This window comes from Arcicella sp. BE140, from assembly GCF_031456255.1.
In the GTDB taxonomy this organism is placed as follows: domain Bacteria; phylum Bacteroidota; class Bacteroidia; order Cytophagales; family Spirosomataceae; genus Arcicella; species Arcicella aquatica.
Genome location: NZ_JAVDUE010000002.1, coordinates 205235 through 223590, shown reverse-complemented (window position 1 = coordinate 223590; position 18356 = coordinate 205235). Strand labels below are relative to the sequence as shown.

Annotated in this window: 10 protein-coding genes and 1 tRNA gene; 9 read left to right on the top strand and 2 right to left on the bottom strand. The window is 35.4% G+C overall.

The window, feature by feature from the left end:
* Positions 1-45: 45 nt before the first annotated feature.
* Positions 46-4575 carry a translocation/assembly module TamB domain-containing protein gene (locus tag J2Y60_RS04260; protein WP_309913755.1) on the top strand — a complete coding sequence of 1510 codons (4530 nt, stop codon included), beginning with the start codon at positions 46-48 and terminating at the stop codon, positions 4573-4575.
* A 1-nt stretch (position 4576) separates the two neighbouring features.
* Here J2Y60_RS04260 and dapF read toward each other — a convergent pair whose 3' ends face one another.
* Together dapF and J2Y60_RS04250 are read right to left on the bottom strand one after the other, a co-directional pair.
* A complete protein-coding gene (gene dapF / locus J2Y60_RS04255; RefSeq protein WP_309913753.1) occupies positions 4577-5353 on the bottom strand; it encodes a diaminopimelate epimerase in 777 nt (258 codons plus the stop codon).
* 37 nt (positions 5354-5390) lie between these two features.
* Positions 5391-5912: a DinB family protein gene (locus J2Y60_RS04250; protein ID WP_309913749.1), complete on the bottom strand. Its 522-nt coding sequence runs from the start codon at positions 5910-5912 to the stop codon at positions 5391-5393.
* Positions 5913-6031: 119 nt separating this feature from the next.
* On the opposite strand from J2Y60_RS04250, the gene J2Y60_RS04245 reads away from it, so the two are divergent.
* The 8 genes from J2Y60_RS04245 to J2Y60_RS04210 all read left to right on the top strand — a co-directional run bounded on the left by J2Y60_RS04245 (position 6032) and on the right by J2Y60_RS04210 (position 18353).
* Positions 6032-6108 (top strand) — tRNA-Asp (locus J2Y60_RS04245).
* A 391-nt stretch (positions 6109-6499) separates the two neighbouring features.
* On the top strand, positions 6500-9928 hold the full coding sequence (locus J2Y60_RS04240) for a helicase-related protein (protein ID WP_309913747.1): 3429 nt from the start codon (positions 6500-6502) through the stop codon (positions 9926-9928).
* Between the two features lie 98 nt (positions 9929-10026).
* Entirely contained in the window at positions 10027-11022 is a 996-nt protein-coding gene (locus J2Y60_RS04235) for a type IV toxin-antitoxin system AbiEi family antitoxin (RefSeq protein WP_309913745.1), read from the top strand.
* A gap of 125 nt (positions 11023-11147) precedes the next feature.
* A complete protein-coding gene (locus tag J2Y60_RS04230) occupies positions 11148-11795 on the top strand; it encodes an NYN domain-containing protein (protein WP_309913743.1) in 648 nt (215 codons plus the stop codon).
* Positions 11792-14926 carry a DUF1156 domain-containing protein gene (locus J2Y60_RS04225; RefSeq protein ID WP_309913740.1) on the top strand — a complete coding sequence of 1045 codons (3135 nt, stop codon included), beginning with the start codon at positions 11792-11794 and terminating at the stop codon, positions 14924-14926. Before J2Y60_RS04230 ends, J2Y60_RS04225 begins: the two co-directional genes overlap by 4 nt.
* 20 nt (positions 14927-14946) lie before the next feature.
* The gene (locus tag J2Y60_RS04220; protein WP_309913737.1) at positions 14947-16323 is read left to right on the top strand and encodes a DUF262 domain-containing protein; all 1377 of its coding nucleotides are present in this window, start codon (positions 14947-14949) and stop codon (positions 16321-16323) included.
* Entirely contained in the window at positions 16316-17431 is a 1116-nt protein-coding gene (locus J2Y60_RS04215) for a DUF3696 domain-containing protein (RefSeq protein WP_309913733.1), read from the top strand. The genes J2Y60_RS04220 and J2Y60_RS04215 overlap by 8 nt, the downstream gene beginning before the upstream one ends.
* Before the next feature lies 1 nt (position 17432).
* Positions 17433-18353 carry a hypothetical protein gene (locus J2Y60_RS04210; RefSeq protein WP_309913730.1) on the top strand — a complete coding sequence of 307 codons (921 nt, stop codon included), beginning with the start codon at positions 17433-17435 and terminating at the stop codon, positions 18351-18353.
* The last annotated feature ends 3 nt before the right edge of the window (positions 18354-18356 follow it).

Genomic DNA, 18356 nt, shown 5'->3' with positions numbered 1-18356 from the left:
ATCTTATTCTTAGCATTCAACCAGTTTTAATATAGTAAAAAATAAATGTTCATAAAGGTTTCTAAAATACTGACAAAAATAATTCTCTACACTGTAGTAGGCTTATTGTTGTTGGCTGTTTTGGGGTCTTTGGCTTTGAGGAGTTCTTATTTACAAACCAGAATTGCTCAATATTACGCGCCTAAAATCTCTCAAGCCCTTGGCTATCCTATCGAAATCGACAAAGTAACTATTCGTTTTTTTGATGAAGCTACACTGGAAGGCGTAAGAGTAAAAGATTATCAGAATCACCAAATGATTGATATTGAAAAGCTCGACCTTGATTTTCAATTAAAAAGTCTTTTACAGGATTCCCTCAAAACAAAGCTAGATTATGTAAGGCTATATCACCCGAAGGTGGGTTTGGTAACGGATAAAAACGGAGATTTGAATATTGATGAATTTATTCGTCGGATTAATAAATTGACGGCTTCGCCTACACCAAACCCCAAGCATAAACCAACGCCTTTTATCATTGGTGAAGCTGATATTGTAGAAGGGATTTTTAGCATGAATGATGAATCGGAACCTTATATGAACGACCGAAAGTCATTCGACCATTATCATTTCAAGTTGCATGAACTGAATGCACATCTTAAGAATTTTACGTTAATAAGAGATACTGTTACTTTTCAGACAACGCTAAAAGCCTACGACCGTTCATCTGACCTCAGGATTAAAACCCTGAAAACACATTTCTTGATTTCGGATACACAGATGCGTTTTGATGATTTATTACTGAAAGTGAATAGTTCGGTAATAAGAAATAACATCGTAATGTCGTTCAAAAGTCAAAAAGACTTTAAACATTGGAATGCTAGGGTAAAAATGCATGCTAATTTCGACTCTTCAGTAGTAGTAGCCAACGACATTGCTCGATTTGTGAATGATATGTATCAATACAAAGATGTGTATTACCTCAATGGCAAATTTGATGGTACTGTGAATGAGTTTAAACTTCATAATTTTGATTTATACTTCGGGCAAAAATCTAAGCTACGGGGTGATTTTTCGTTTAAAGGACTTCCTGATATTCCTACAACAGATATGGATTTCAACATGCGAAAATCGTATGTTTTTGTCAATGACTTAGAGAAATACATTGGAAAAGACCCTGTAAAAGCCATTGAAAAATTTAATAATATTACTTTTGATGGAGCGTTCAAAGGGACGACTTCTAATTTTAAAACGACGGGCTTGATTACCTCTGATTTAGGGAAATCGGATGTGGATGTAGCGATGGTTTTAAAAGCTAACGAAGCTAATTCTACTTATAAAGGCTCATTGAAATTAGAAGATTTTAAATTAGGCAAACTAATTGAAAATGCAGGCTCATTGGGTGACATCTCTCTTTCTGGAAAGATAGAAGGCATAGGCTTTTCACTGAAAAATGCTAGTTTGAATTTTGATGGAACCGTCAAGCAAATCACTTACAACGATTATAATTACAAGAATATTGATATTAATGGTAAACTAGCCAAAGAGCTTTTTGATGGTAGAATTGCTGTTAAAGATACCAACTTGGTGCTTAACGTATTTAGTAAAGTAGATTTACGCAATGGCAAAAGCGATGTAGATATGCTGGGTAAATTATCTAAAGCTAACCTAAAATACCTTCATTTCACCAAAGATGACTGGCGGATTTCTACCATTCTTGATGTTCAATCAAAAGGGAAAAATATTGATGAATTAGTAGGCAAGGCAAAGTTTATCAACACGTATGTTACGCTAGACAAAAGAAACTTAATCCTTGATTCTCTTTATATTACCTCAACAATTGAAGAGATAGGAAGAAAATTGAATATCGAATCAGATTTAGTAAACTTAGACTTCAAAGGCAATTTCAAACCTAGTCAGGCTTTCGAAGATTTAAAGGTACTTGTTGAGGAATATAAAATTTATTTTGTGGGTGACGAAGCTACTAGAAATGCATACTATGCCAAAAAAACATTAACACCTCCACAGAATTATCAAATAGACTATCAATTCTACCTCAAAAACTTTGACCCCATTCTAGGCTTTTATTACCCCGATGGTCATATTTCAAAAAAGACTTTGATAGAAGGCACTTTCGGAATTAGTAATACTTCTACCTTTTCGCTTAGTTCCAAAATAGATACATTGGTATTGGGTCAAAAATATCGTTTCTATCAGTCGGATATAGATTTGAATAGTTCGAAATTTTATAACACGCCAGAAATACTAGCGTCTTTGATTCTGAATTCCAAAAAACAAAAACTTGGCGTATTAGCCCCTACTGTGAACCTTGAAGCTGAAGCATCTTGGGCAGTAGATAGAATTGGATTTACGACTGGTCTTAAACAAGAAGGAACAACCAACCAAGTAAACTTGAACGGTACTTTACAGTTTATTCAAGACGGTTTGGCCTTGCAATTCAAGCGTTCTAAGTTCCATTTATTAGATCAAGATTGGAAGATTAGTCCAGACAACTCGCTGACAATTATTGGCAACGAAATCACAGCGAAAGACTTATACTTGAGCAATTTAGACCAACTGATAGCCTTAAACGGAACCCTCTCGGAAGATTCTCTCAAGAACCTGACATTCAAAGCCAAAAATTTTCAACTAGAAACCCTAGCACCTATCATTTCATTGAATATGAAAGGGTTAGTGAATGGCGAGGTTGATTTAAAAAACATTTATAAAAACATAAACGTTGATAGTCGCCTGAGCATTAAAGATTTATATGTTGATAATTTCTTGATTGGAAATGTAACGGGTGACGGTATTTTTGATAACGAACGCCAATTGGTTGACATCAACTATTCATTGGAACGTCTGCAAAACCAAGTGCTGACAATCAGAGGTATTTATGACCCTAAGCAAGCCGAAAACTCGCTAGACTTATTGGCGACCTTGAACCAAACAAATCTGCAAATTTTAGAGCCTTTTACGAAAGGACTTTTCTCTAAAATTGGTGGCGTAGCCATAGGTACAATCAATGTTTCTGGAAAACCTTCGCACCCAATTTTGGAAGGAGCAATTGATATTAAAAGAGGAACGCTGTTCTTTGACTACCTTAAATCGACACTGAACTTTGAAGATAAAATCACGTTTGAGCCTGATGAAGTAAGAGCTAAAAGTCTTCGCCTTACGGACGACGAAGGCAATAAAGGGACATTGAAAGGCAGTGTTTTCTTTGATGGTGACAAGACATTTAATGTTCAGTTAAGTACGACGATGAATCGTTTCAAAATTTTGAATACCACCAGAAGAGATAATGATACCTATTATGGCACCGCCTATGCAACAGGAAAACTAAATTTAGGAGGCACGTTTGATAACTTAACTATCTCAGCCGACTTAAGAAGTGACCGAGGAACAAAATTGTATATTCCGCTTGATAAAGCTCAAGATGCTGGGAACCAAGAAGAGATTGAATTTATGAGTGCGAGAGTCGCCAAAGATTCTCTCAATAAAAATTTAGCCCTTAATAATACCTCAACTAGTGGTATTAAAATGGATTTCAACTTTGAAATTACACCTGATGCCTATGGCGAAGTACAGTTCGACAAACAAACTGGTGATATTATGCGTGCGAATGGGTCGGGTATTATTAACCTGAAAGTGGATACCAGAGGAGGCTTTGATATGACGGGTGATTATAACATAGAGCGTGGAGATTATACCTTTACATTTCAGAACATTATCAATAAAAAGTTTAATATTCAACGAGGAAGTAAAATCTCATGGTCGGGTAATCCATACGAGGCCATTGTTGATATTCGTGCTGCTTACACCCAAAATTTAAGCTATTTGGGTTCAGTAATAGATTCAACGGGTAGAGGAAAAGAACTACGCAGTAAAGCAGATTATACTCGACGATATCCTGTAGATATTACGATTAACTTAAAAGATAGGCTGTTACAACCAACCATTTCGTTTAATTTGAGAATGCACGATTATCCTCAAAACCCTGATTTTAATTCGGCTGTTACCGCTTTTGAAAACAGGATGAAAACGGATGAACAAGAACTAAACAGACAGGTAAGTAATGTGTTGTTGTTAGGACAAATGGTTTCGCAGACGAATGCTAGTGCCTTTGCAGCGGCTAACTTAGTGAGTAATTTAACGGAGCTATTATCCAATCAGTTGAGTAATGTATTCTCTAAGATTGACCAAAACCTAAATGTTGACCTATCGCTGAACGGTAATGGATTGAACCAAGATTTAATCAATAATTTACAACTTAGGCTTTCCTATAATTTCAACGACCGTTTTAGGATTACACGAAGCGGAGGATTTACTACGGCCACCAATCAAACAAATGCCCAATCACTTATTGGCGACTGGGCATTGGAATGGTTTATTACGAAAGACGGAAGCCTGAGATTTAAAACATATAACAGAAATATTCAAACATCTATCTTAGGTGCATTGAATACCTATCAGACTTTTACGTCGGGTGGAGCTAGTTTGCTATACACCAAAAGTTTTAACTACTTATTTATTAACAGAAAGAAAGCTAGAAATCCACTAGCCCAAACAGACGAGCCAGTTATCGTAAATCCGTAGTTTAAACGGTCAAATCAACTTCACCTTCAAAAGCTCTGATGGCTGGACCAATTAAGAAAATGTTTTGGTAGCCGTTTTCAGTTCGCTCGAACTCAATCCTTAGCTGTCCGCCCATCACTTTTATATCCACAAAATTTTCAAAGCCCAAACGAATATTGGCAGATAAAGCACAAGCCGTCACTCCTGTTCCACAAGCATAAGTTTCATCTTCAACACCACGTTCATACGTACGTACAGATAAAGCGTTTTCGCCAGTTACCTCTACAAAATTCACATTCGTTCCCCCCTTGCTTACAAAAGGTTCACCATAACGTATAGTCTTGCCAGTATTAAATACATCATAGTTAGTCAAATCACTCACATACGTTACATAATGTGGCGAGCCAGTATTCATAAAATCATATTCAGGTGTTTTATCTATTTGATTTACATCAATCATTTTTAATGAGATTACCTCTTTTGTCACCTTCGCCTCATGTTCACCATCAACGGCAATGAATACTGTAGAGTCGCCAATAATACCTAAATCATGGGCAAAACGCACTAAGCATCTACCACCATTACCACACATTGACCCCTCTGTACCATCCGCATTGAAGTAAACCATTCTGAAATCATAGCCCTCTGCTTCTTGCAAGAGCATTAAACCATCTGCACCAATCCCAAAACGACGATGGCATAAATGGGCAATCAATTCTTGTGAAACAGGAAAAGTTTGTGAACGGTCATCTACCACTACAAAATCATTACCAGTACCTTGATATTTATAAAACTTCATCTTAAATGTATTCTACTGTTGTATATTCCTTGAAAATCTACGCAATATTATAACGCTCTTTTAATATATTCAAATGGTGGCGTTCATGTCCAGCAATCATCCAAACCAAAGCCCTTGCCGAAACTGCATTTCCATTCGCTATTCCAATCCTCGACGCTACTTCTTCAGAGAATGATGAAAACAGGGCGATAGAGCTTTCTCTTACTAAACGATACTGTTCTAACAAAGATTCAAAAGGTTGTTCATTAAAATCAGAGGCATCCATGTATTCATTTTCATCAAAACTGGGTAAAGATTGTTTTTCACCCCTAGCAATTGCTAAAGCTCGGTAGCCAAAAATGCGTTCTGTATCGGTGAGGTGACCTAAAATTTGTTGTGGAGTCGACTTTCCAACGGCATATCGATACATTTTTTGCTCTTCAGACAAATTTTTATATAAATTTTTTACGACATCTTTCTGCACTGTAAGTACTTCAATAACATTTTGACTTTCAACCTTTTCTATATAAAAAGAAAAATACTTACCATCAGGAAACTCGTTTTCAAAAGGTTTTCTCATTATTTTTTTTGATTTTTTTTTGACAAAGGTATTGTATTCTAAAATAAAACGACTAATTTTGCATCACAATAAAACAACGGGGTAACAAAAAGTTAACAAGTTGTTAAAATTGCAAAAAAGGTTTGGTAGTTCAGTTGGTTAGAATACATGCCTGTCACGCATGGGGTCGCGGGTTCGAGTCCCGTCCAGACCGCCAATTAAAAGTCTCATAATCAGTAGATTATGAGACTTTTTTGTTTATTTTGGTTTAAACTCTAAATCTCGGTTTAAACATGGTTTAAACATTTTGGGGATTTGTTTAAACTCATACTTGTAATTTTTCTTTTTAAGTCCTACGATAAAGTAATCCCTTCATTTCGATAAGATTTCTCAATTCATTATTCTCTCCTTACTACAAAGTATAAGTCTTTTAAAATATAGTATAATTTTTAATGTACTATCATAACATCTTAAAATAAGGCTCTATATTGTAGAGTAACTTCATCTTTTCATTGTAATTTGTAGTCATTATTCAGCTTCTTGATAAACTGTTCAGAAAATGGTTTACATTTACATATATAGTTCAAAATCAAAAAATACTCCAATTAATGTCTATTCAGATAAACCAAATTGTAAAGAATCTTATCCCCTCAGAACCTGTAACTATTAATCAGATTCAGCCATTAGGTACTATGGTATCTCTGAAATTTACTGGTGTCAACTCCAATAAAGTCAATTCAAAAGTTATCTCACTTGCCGACTTTGAAAAACTAGAAGTATTGACAGAAGAAGGCAGTTTCAATTTCAGGGGAGAAGCGTCTAAGTTTCTACTCTTTGCAGAGGCTGAAAGAATCAACTCAGCGTATCAATTCGACCCGCTTTTTGCCGTCAATTGTAGTATTGTTGACCCATTACCACACCAAGTAGAAGCAGTTTATAAATTCCTTTTGCCTCTACCCAAAATTAGATTTTTATTGGCTGATGACACTGGTGCTGGAAAAACTATCATGACAGGTTTACTCATTAAAGAATTATTAATGCGAGGAACGGTTGAACGTATTTTAATAGTTACGCCCGGAGGACTCACCAAACAATGGCAAGAAGATGAAATGAGTATTAAGTTTAATATTCCATTTACTTTAGTCAATCGGAGTATATTTTCGTCTGACCCTAATGTTTTTCATACCACTAATAAAATTGTAACATCCATTGACTTTATTTCTCGTGAAGACGTATTGAATGTTGCCAGTAATTCTCATTGGGATTTGATTATTTTTGATGAGTGTCATAAGTTATCGGCGTATGATTATGGTCGAAAACAATATCTTTCTCTAAGATATAGAGCCGCTCAAGTATTATCTCAACAATGTGAACATATTTTACTCCTTACTGCTACACCACACCGTGGACGAACAGATACATTTAAAAAACTGCTTCAGTTATTGGACGAAGATATTTTTGCCACCAACGAAATAGCTTCTTCCAGAATTAAAGAAATTGAAGCAAATGGTATTAATAAGTTTTTTATCAGACGCTTAAAGGAAGACATGAAAGACTGGCAAGGAATGCCCTTGTACAAACAGCGTTTTACAAAAACGGTAGCCTATCAATTAACGCCTGAAGAAAAAGAGCTTTATGATGCTGTAACCGATTATTTATCAAAGCAAAAAGAAGAGGCATCCGAAACCAAAAACATCCATGTTTCGTTAGCTCTTACAGTTATGCAACGACGCTTGGTAAGTTCAATATTTGCCATCAAAAATACACTTGAAAAGCGTTGGAAAGCATTACAAGGAATTGTTGATGAAGTAACAAAAAATCCTAATTTATGGTCACAACGTCATAAATTAGAAGAGTTTGATGTAGATAATATTGAGGATTACGAAGAACTTGAAGATGATGAAAGAGAAGCCTTAGAAAATATTCTTTCAGACCCTCGTAAGTTTAAATTATTTACCACAGCCAAAAGCCTAAGTGAAATTCAGCGAGAAGCATCCGAAGTAAAAAGACTTTTCGAGATGGCTCAATCGCTATATCATCGAAACCAAGAGGAAAAAAAGTTTCAACAATTGCAAGACCTCCTTACTTCTAATGGCGTACTGGAAAATAATGAAAAATTAGTCATTTTTACTGAACATAAAGACACGCTTACTTACCTTGAAAAACGACTTTCAGGTAGTGGTGGTTATGGTGTAGCTACAATACATGGTGGTAAAACGGTTGACGAACGCCGTAAAGCTCAATGGGATTTTGCTCAATCTAATACCCAAATATTGATTGCTACTGATGCCGCAGGGGAAGGTATAAACTTACAGTTTTGTCGCTTATTAATCAACTGGGACATTCCTTGGAATCCTAATCGTTTAGAGCAGCGTATGGGTCGTATTCATCGCTACGGACAAAAACAGGATGTTTTAGTATTCAACATGGTAGCAAGCAATACCAAAGAAGGGAGTGTTTTACAAAGACTATTGACCAAGTTAGACATTATCCGTGAAGGTATTGGCGACGACAGAGTATATGATGTTATTCAAGATGTATTAGAAGATGTCCAACTGAATGCTATTATTGATTCAGTATTTAATGGCAAAGAAACCGAACTTAATACATTTTTATCTCAAGATGACGAACAATTGAAAATTAGGTTTCAGGAAAAAATCAAGGAACAAAAACATAAATTGGCTCATAGTCATGTCGATTTTAAGGATGCCCGAACGCTCAAAGAAAATTCTGATGAAAAACGCTTGCAACCAATTTATATTCGTTTATTCTTTGAAAAAGCTTTTAGTTACTTGGGAGGTCAATTCACTGAACTACGCAAGGATATTTATCGTATTGATAAATTGCCCGATGATGTTGCCCTAACACTGCGCTATGATTATAATATCTTTGCTGATACTTTAAGGCAAATCAACTTTTGCTTTGATAAACAAGTGTTTCTCGACTATCAGAATGTTGGTGACTTGGGTACGGTTCATTATATCAATCCGGGTAATGCTATATTCGATAGCTTGGTAAAAGTGATTCGTCAAAAATTTAGAGAAGATATGCTCAAAGGAACTATTCTTATTTCTCCTGACGATAAAGAGGATTTCTTTGCTTTTTTTGTAAAATCTCAAATTGTAGATAATAGACCCAGCAAACAAGATGATAGCATTGCCGACGAACGTTTGGTTATGATTTGCCAAAATAAGACTGGTAAGTTTGATATTACCTCACCTGCCAAGTTTATTGACCTTCACCCTCCAGTAGAATTTACCAAGCCTATTCAACCGCCTACGGTGGTTAATCAAGAAGATGTAGTACAATGGAGCTTTGGTAATATCACACTTCAACAATTTGAAGACACGAAAAACCATGTCGAAAAAGATAGTGCCGACCGTAAATCGTACCTCGAAACTGCTTTTACCCAAGTAATTTTAGATTTGCAAGTCCAAATTCAAGAACTTCAAACGAAACTTATGATGGGAGATTTGAAAGTACATGAGAAAATACAAAAAAAGGAGGAAAAACTAAAAGAACTTGTCCTCAAAAAGCAAAGCCGTTTAGAGAAACTTGAGTTGATGACTCAACTTAGCCCAAAAGCTCCAGAAGTATTAGGATGTGCCTATGTTGTGCCCCTGAATCAAATAGAATATTTTGGTCACTATGGCATGAGTCGTGATGACGAAGCAGAGGCTATTGCCATGCAAACTGCCATGAACTACGAAGTGAGTGCTGGTTGGAAACCTGTCGATGTTAGTGCCAACAATGAAGGTTATGATATTCGTAGTATTAGCCCCGAGGCAATCAAACGATATATTGAGGTAAAAGGACGTAGTGGAGCGGATGGAAGCGTGATGATTAGCGAAAATGAAATGAATCGCTTGGCTCAATTAGGCGATTCAGCATGGTTGTATATTGTAATCAATTGCAAAACAACTCCTGAACTCCACCGTATTCAAAACCCAGCTAAAAACCTAAAGTTTGAACTGAAATCAAAAGGTATTCAGTATTTTTTGCCTATGAACGAATGGAAATCAAAACAACAATATTGAAAAAAATCTGATTTTCTTTTGAAAAAATAATACAATCGATTATTATTGTTCACGAAAAATATATGTTCACGTTTCGTGTACATAAAAAATAAATGAACATGAAGGAATACGAGATAACACAGTTGGCACTTGAAAACCTTGAAGCAAATATTGGTGTTGCAGGCAATTGGAACGAGCATGGAATACATGAATTAGATGGTACAATGGAACTTATCATAGACCAACAACTCCTAAAATTCAATGTTGAAGTAAAACAGGAACTACGTAACCATCAACTCGCCAAAATTATAGAAATGGAACAACGCTATGGTTCACTTATGGTAGTAGCTAATCGGATATTCCCTAATATAAAACAAGAATTAAGGCAAAACCAAATTGCATATTTGGAAGCTAATGGAAATATATGGCTTAAGCAATCTGGAATATTGCTTTGGATCGATAACCAAAAGACACTTCAGGAAGTAAAGGACAAAGGAAATAGGGCTTTTTCAAAGACTGGACTGAAGGTTGTTTTTCATTTTTTACTCGATGAAAATACTATAAACCGACCTTATCGAGAGATAGCCAATATTACAGAGGTTAGTCTGGGCAATATTAACTATGTGATTACAGGCTTGAAAGAAATGGGCTATTTAATTAAGTTGAGTAAAGACCAGTACAAGCTAACCAATAAAAAAGACTTTTTAGATAAATGGATAACTAACTATGAAGAAAGGCTAAAACCCTCTCTCAAAATAGGTTCATTTCGCTTTCTAAAAGAAAATGATTTTAATAATTGGCGAAACATTGGTTTACAGCAAAATACAACGCTTTGGGGAGGAGAACCTGCCGGTGATATATTAACCAATTATTTAAACCCAGCCGAACTAACCATATATACAGATGAAAGTAGAAGTGATTTGATGAAAAAATATAGACTACTTCCTGACCCTAATGGAAAGGTGCATGCCTATAAAAAATTCTGGAAATCAACCCATGATGGTTTGACTGTACCACCCATATTGGTATATGCCGATTTAATAAATCAACATGATAGAAGATGTAATGAAACAGCAGAGAAGATAAAAGAAAAATATTTGTACGATACAGTTTAAAATACGATACAGTTTAAAAGTAGAATCTCTATAAATGCGAAACGCCTCATTAGTAGAGGCGTCAGTCCAAGGATACTATCCTTGGGGATGTTCTTGGATACAAAAGTAGAAAAACTAACGATATAATGCAAGAAAAAATACAAAAAAAAGAACGAGTAATAGCTTATATAGACGGCTTTAACTTATATTTCGGTATGAGAGAGGCTGGTCTTGACCAATGCCGCTGGTTGAATGTAAAAAAACTAGTTAACAACTTATTGAAACCTCACCAAGAATTGGTAGCTGTTAAATATTTTACAAGTCGAGTTAGTAATAATCCAGATAAACAAAAAAGACAATCTACTTACATTGACGCTTTAGAAACAACGGGAGTTAAAATAATATATGGTAATTACCAAGATGGCTCAACTGAATGTAAAAGATGTGGTAATATTTGGCGGACTGCTAAAGAAAAAATGACAGATGTAAATATTGCAACCGCCATTATTGTAGATGCTTTTAAAGATGAATATGATATGGCAATGCTTATCTCAGGTGACAGCGATTTGACTCCTCCAGTAAAAGAGGTTCATAATTCATTTAAAGACAAACGGGTCTTTATTGCCTTTCCTCCTAAAAGGCATAACTCGTCTATGGCATTAGTGGCAAAAGGTTCGGAAACCATTGGTAGAAAAAAATTAATAGATTCTCAATTTGAAGATGAGATAAGTAGTAAAACTGGTTATATTCTTCGAATACCAGCATCTTGGAAAATAAATAACGATTCAAAATGACTTTAATTCCCAAAAAACTGATAGAAGTAGCCATGCCGATAAAAGAAATATCGGCCGAAAGTGTGAGAGATAAGTCTATCCGTCATGGTCATATTAGTACCCTGCACCTTTGGTGGGCAAGAAGACCACTGCCTGTTTGCCGTGCCGTGGTTTTTGCCAGTTTAGTACCCGACCCGCTCGACCCGCATTGCCCTACTGCTTTTAAGGAAGCTATTGAGCTACTATTGGGTAGTCCCGAAAAACCACTCGACGAACTAGATATTCAGCCTGATGCCTATAAACCTTACAAGGATATTCCTTGGACTGCCATCATTGACCCTATGGACGATAACTCTCGTAATCGCTTACAGATGTTTATTGGTAAATTTAGCGACGAAATGCAACAGGCTTTACTGAAAAGTAATTCATCACCTGCCGCTGCTAAATTATTAAGTAACAATAGTTTAATAAAATGGGATAATAAAAACAATGAGTATATTATCAACAAAGCCCGAAAATTGATTTTTGTGGCTCATAATAGTAGCCAAATAACAGATAAAACGGCAGTTGAGCTATTAAGTGAATTTGATAATTTGTACGCTGCCATAAAAAAAGGAGAACAAGAGCTATATGCTTTGCCCGACCGACACCTCGAAAATGAGGATGTTAAACTAAAAACTGACAACTTACATCATGCTATTGAGGCTTTCCTCAACCGTATGCCCAAGGTGTTTGACCCTTTTGCTGGTGGTGGAGCTATACCGCTTGAAGCCGCCCGTTTGGGTTGCCGTAGCTATGGCAACGACATCAACCCTGTTGCCCATATTATCCAAAAAGGAAGTTTGGAGTTTCCACAGAAATATGGAAAACCTATCACCTATTCAAAAGCTGAGTTTATAAAACTATATGGTGAAGAGACATTTAACCAATTACCAAACGACCAGAAAATATATGTAAATGGCGACGTTACAGGTATAAAAATTGCCAACCGCCTAAGTTTTGATGTGGATTTTTATGCCAAAAAACTCCTTAAGGAAACCGAAAAAGAAATTGGACATTTGTACCCAGTTTCTTATAGAGAAACAGACAGAAGAGATAAAGAGGGTAATAGAGTTATAGAAGAAGTTAAACCTATTGCCTATTATTGGGCAAGAATAGGTACTTGTTCTAATCCATCTTGCCGTGCCGAAGTACCGCTTTTAAAACAATTTTATTTAGCAAATACCGCTGCCAAACAAGTTTACTTAAAGCCAATCATTGAAGGAACAAAAATTGAATTTGAGATAAAAAAAGGGAAATATAACGAAAATGAATTGGCAGGTTGGAACAATAGAGGCAATTTGGTCTGCCCATGTTGCGGAAGTGTAACAGATGTAAAATCTATTAAACAACAGTCTATTTCAAATACTTGGACTCAGAGATTGATAACTGTAATGGAAAATATAGGAAATGGCAAAGAATACCGCTTGCCTACCCAACTGGAAATAGACATTTTGAAAGAAATACCGTATGTAATACCACCTAATGAAAAAATGCAACGTAATTCAGCAGGAGGAGACACATTTAGTTGGGGAGTAAGTGAATGGGGACAATTATTTTCTAATCGTCAACTTTACTCTTTACAAACATTAGTGAAAAAACTCCATGAACTAAAACAGAAAATTACTGATATTAATGATAATTACAGGAAAGCATTAGTAACTTATTTAGGAATTTTAGTAGATAGGATTTCATTAGCAAATACCGCTTTTGGACGATGGCATAATGGACGAGAAACTTTAGAACATCCATTTGCCAAACAAGCAATCCCAATGATATTTGACTATCCAGAATCAAATATGTTTTGTAATTCAACTGGAAGTGCTTTGAACCAATTAGATTGGCTAACTCGCTATATCGAGTCAGAATGCGAATATCCTTTTTCAGTAGAGTTAAAAAATGCCAGTAGTGGTGATAAATCACAATTTCCAGATAAATATCTCACTGCCGTAGTAACCGACCCACCTTACTACGATGCCATTGCGTATGCCGATTTATCCGATTTCTTTTATGTGTGGCTCAAACGCACTTTAGGCGATTTGTATCCACTTAATTTTGCTACGCCTCAAACGCCTAAGACCGAAGAATGTACAGCGCTAAAACATCACCATAATGATAGTAAAGTAGAAGCAAAAGAGCATTTTGAACATAAACTAACCCAAATATTTGATGCGATTGAGCATCAAACTTCCGATATTGTAAGTATTATGTTTGCTCACCAGAGTACCGAAGCATGGACAACCCTTTGTAACTCTATTTTGGGAGCAAGGATGAATATTACAGGTTCATGGCCAGTGGATACCGAAATGGCAAACCGTAGTCTTGGCTTGGCAGGTGCAGTATTGGCTTCTTCAGTAACAGTTTCGGCACGTCCAGCTCAACGTCAAGGATTTGGAGCATACCGAGAAGTAAAACGAGAAATTGAACGAACCGTAGAGCGAGAAGTAGATGAGTTGTATCGTTTGGGTTTCCGTGGGGCAGATTTGCTTACCGCTTGTTTTGGGCAAGCCGTATCGGAGTTTGGCAAATACCAAAGTGTAGAAAAAGCCGATGGTAGCGAAATTACGGTAGCCGAACTACTCGAAATGGCAAGAGAGTCAGCCTTCAATGCCCTACTCAAAGGCTTCGATGGCGATGATTTTACTAAGTTCTATATAGGTTGGTTACAGCTTTATGGCTTTGCCGAGTCGGATTTTGACGATGCTGCTAAATTTAGTCGAGTTGGGTTGAGTATCAACGTCAACGAACTATTTACCGAGCATTTACTCATCAAAAAAGGCAATAAACAAACGCTGGGCAACTACGAAGAGCGTATCAAAGCAAATAAGCGTTTAGGTGAAAACAAAAATGCTACCTTAATAGACCAAGTACAGCGAGCCATGTATCTTTATCAAGGAACAAAGCGTTCCGATTTGTTGGAACACATCGACAAAGTAGCGGACACAGCAGAGAAGCCATTTTGGCGAGTACTTACCTCGCTATTGGAGTTATTACCAGCAGGTTGTAGCGACCATAAGCAAGCATCGGGGTTATTGAGCAACCGAGATAGTTTGATTAGAGAAAGTAAACAAGTAATTGAAAATAAAGGAGTACAAACTGATCTATTTGTATAAGAGATTAACAACAATATACCATGTCAATTATATCAATCAGAGTTCCAGCCATAGAAAATCCAATTCAGTTACAAGAAACTTCTGAAAATGAATGGACTGGAACAGGAGAATATTCAATAAAAATACGAAAGGATGAAAATATTCAGTTTGAGCTACTTGATAAAGATATTCGTTTACAGCACATAGAAGATGATTATCTTATCAACTTATTTATTGATGAATATAATAATGTTAGAAAGAGGCAATTAGATGAAACAGCATCAGGTATAGAAAATGACAATGAACTAAGCCTGATAACTATTGAAAATATTGAGAGACCCAACTTCGACCCCGAACAAATCAGGGTAGACCCCAGGGTGTATTCCTTACCAGAAGTAATGAGGTTTATTGATAGAGGTAGAATCAACCTTTCGCCTGATTTTCAACGCTATTTTGTTTGGAAAGAGGTTAAGAAACAGTCGAGGCTTATAGAGTCTTTACTATTAAGGATACCTTTACCTGTATTTTATTTATCAGAAGATGGCGACAGCTCTCTTCAAGTAGTAGATGGGTTACAACGACTAACAACTATCCATAAGTTTTATAAAAATGAATTAACGCTCAAAGGCTTAGAGTATTTAGAAGACTGTGAGGGAAAAACCTTTGAAACACTTGCTACCAAATATCAAAATCGAATAGAAGATGCACAATTATCTTTTAACGTAATAGCTCCGACGACACCAGTATCTGTAAAATTTGAGATTTTCAAGCGAATCAATGAAGGAGGAAAGCCACTTAATAATCAAGAGATTAGAAATAGTATGGCTAAAAACCCAGTTCGTTCAATGATTCAAAGAATGGCAAATTCAGAGCATTTCAAACGAGCTACGGCTAATAGTGTAAAACCCATTAGAATGGAAGACCAAGAATTGATACTTAGATATATTGGTTTTTATTTAATAAAGTATGGCAATTCTAATCGTATCTATAATGGAGATATGGAATCATTCTTAGATGATACACTTGACTACATAAATAAAAACACCTCAGACCACCTTTTAAATAGATTAGAAGGAGATTTTTATAATGCAATGCAAAATGCCTTCCATTTATTAGGGAAAAGTGCCTTTAGAAAAGTTGATTTAGAAAGTCTTCCATATTTGAGAAAACCATTAATAAATAAATCATTATTCACTGTTTGGTCAGTAGTGTTATCACAATTTACAGTTGACTATATTCAAAGAAGTTTCACTTCTGGATACTTAATATATAAAATTGCAGAAGAAATAAGTCAAGATAATAATTATTTTGAAGCATTAACAACAGGCACTAACCAAAAAAGTAAATTGAATTATAGCTTTAATGTCGCTGAAAGACTAATTCAAGATATGATAAATACAACAAGAGAAAATGCTTAACAAGTTAGCAATCAACAATTTTAAGTGTTTCATTAATGAAACCATCAATTTCAGAGGTTTAACCGTCTTAGCTGGAGCAAATGGCGTTGGAAAATCTTCGGTCATACAATCCTTATTATTAATAAAAAAGTTTTATCAAAGTCAATTTCTGTCAGATACAGAGGCATTTATCTCCATCAATGATAAGATTGACTCATTTTTAGAGCTAAGTAGCACAAGAGAAATTCGGAATAGTGAGTTGGGTGAATCCACTATTGTATTCAAAGTATATGAAAACGACGAGCGATATGACATAATCACATTTGGAATAGAAAGAAATAATGATTTAAGTTTAAGTGGTAAATATGAGCATAAGCAAACGAGTTCAGATTTTCCTTTAAAAAATCATATACATTACCTTAATGCAGAGCGTTTAGGACCAAGAAACACCCAAGAAGTAACTGTACAAAAAAACTTAAATGTTGGTTTTCAAGGTGAATATACAGGACAAGCCATCGCTTTGGCAAGTAAACAAATAGCAATCGTTGATGAGTCACGTATAGAAGAGAGTTACTTAGACGAAAAAACATTTGAGAGCCAAGTACAAGCATGGGTTCAATTTATTATTCCAGAAATTGAAATAAGAATAGATACATTCGATAAAATTAACCAAGTACGTATTGGAATAAAGAAAAAAGGCTCAGGGAGTGATTTTCTTCATCCCAATAACATAGGTTTTGGTATTAGTTACTCTCTACCTATTATTGTTTGTTGTTTGTTAGCAACTAAAAATAGCATCATTATCATTGAAAACCCAGAAGCACATCTACATCCATTGGGGCAGTCAAAAATGGGGCAATTTTTAGCAAAAATGGCGGGAGCGGGTTTGCAAATCATTATTGAAACCCATAGTGAACATGTGATTAATGGTATCAGAATTGGTAGTTTGAAAAAGTACATAGAGCATCAGGACATATTGATTAACTTTTTCACACAAGCGAGAAAGGTAAATATCCAAGAGATTCAAATAAATCATAAAGCAGAATTAGATGATTGGCCAGTAGGCTTTTTCGACCAAGAAGAGAGAGATATAAGTCAAATTTTTAAGTACACTCGAAAACCAAACTAAGATGCAAGCAGAATTCTACCTATTGAATGAATCGTTTTATTATCAACATTCGAGCTTACAAGAATTTGAAGAATCTATCAAAAAGCTTTCAGAAGACTTTGATTATATAAAAGACAACGGTGACAGCATTTACAAACACGACTCAATCTATGAAACTCATTTACCAGAAGGCTATACTATGGTAGATTTATATGACCCTGACAAAGCAATACCAATTAATAGAGACGTAAAGAGACTGCTATTAAAACTAATGAATCATAGTAAGGAAACTTCATGGACAAATAAAGAGATTAAAGAATTGATAAGTAATCAATTAGAGAATGATTTATGTCAAGAAAAGCAAGTGTATGGTTTATTAGCTTTGTTACAATTGCCTCAAAATATTAATGATGTTTTCATTGTACATAATCAAAGAAACTGGTTTGAATTTCATCGTTTCTTCTTGGCAAAGTACCCTTGCAATGAAACATATTTTGTTGAGAAATGTGATAAAGTATTTCCAAGAGTTTTTTTACATCCCCAAGTAACAGATACTCTCCCTACAATGGCAGGAGGTTGGCAAACATACTCACAGTCTTTGGTTTCTTTTCTTTCAAAACTAAACGATATATTCCCTCAATACTTAGAGAATGGCACAAATTATCAGAGGATAAATGTCTTACCAGAATTTTCAACGAAATGTGGAATAAAAGTCACCCCTCAAGGAAATCTGAGAGATAAGCCTAAAATAACATTTACATTTACCAATCATAGAGGTGAAAAAGAATCAATTTGTTGTGAACCTCATGCAAAGTTTGATAAAAATGATATTGAAGGCGATGATTCCTATTATGCAAACAGACTATACTTTCATGAAGGAAAAAGAGAAATTGAAAACGGCAAGATATTAGTCGGTTACATTGGAAAACATATAGATTTTTAACAA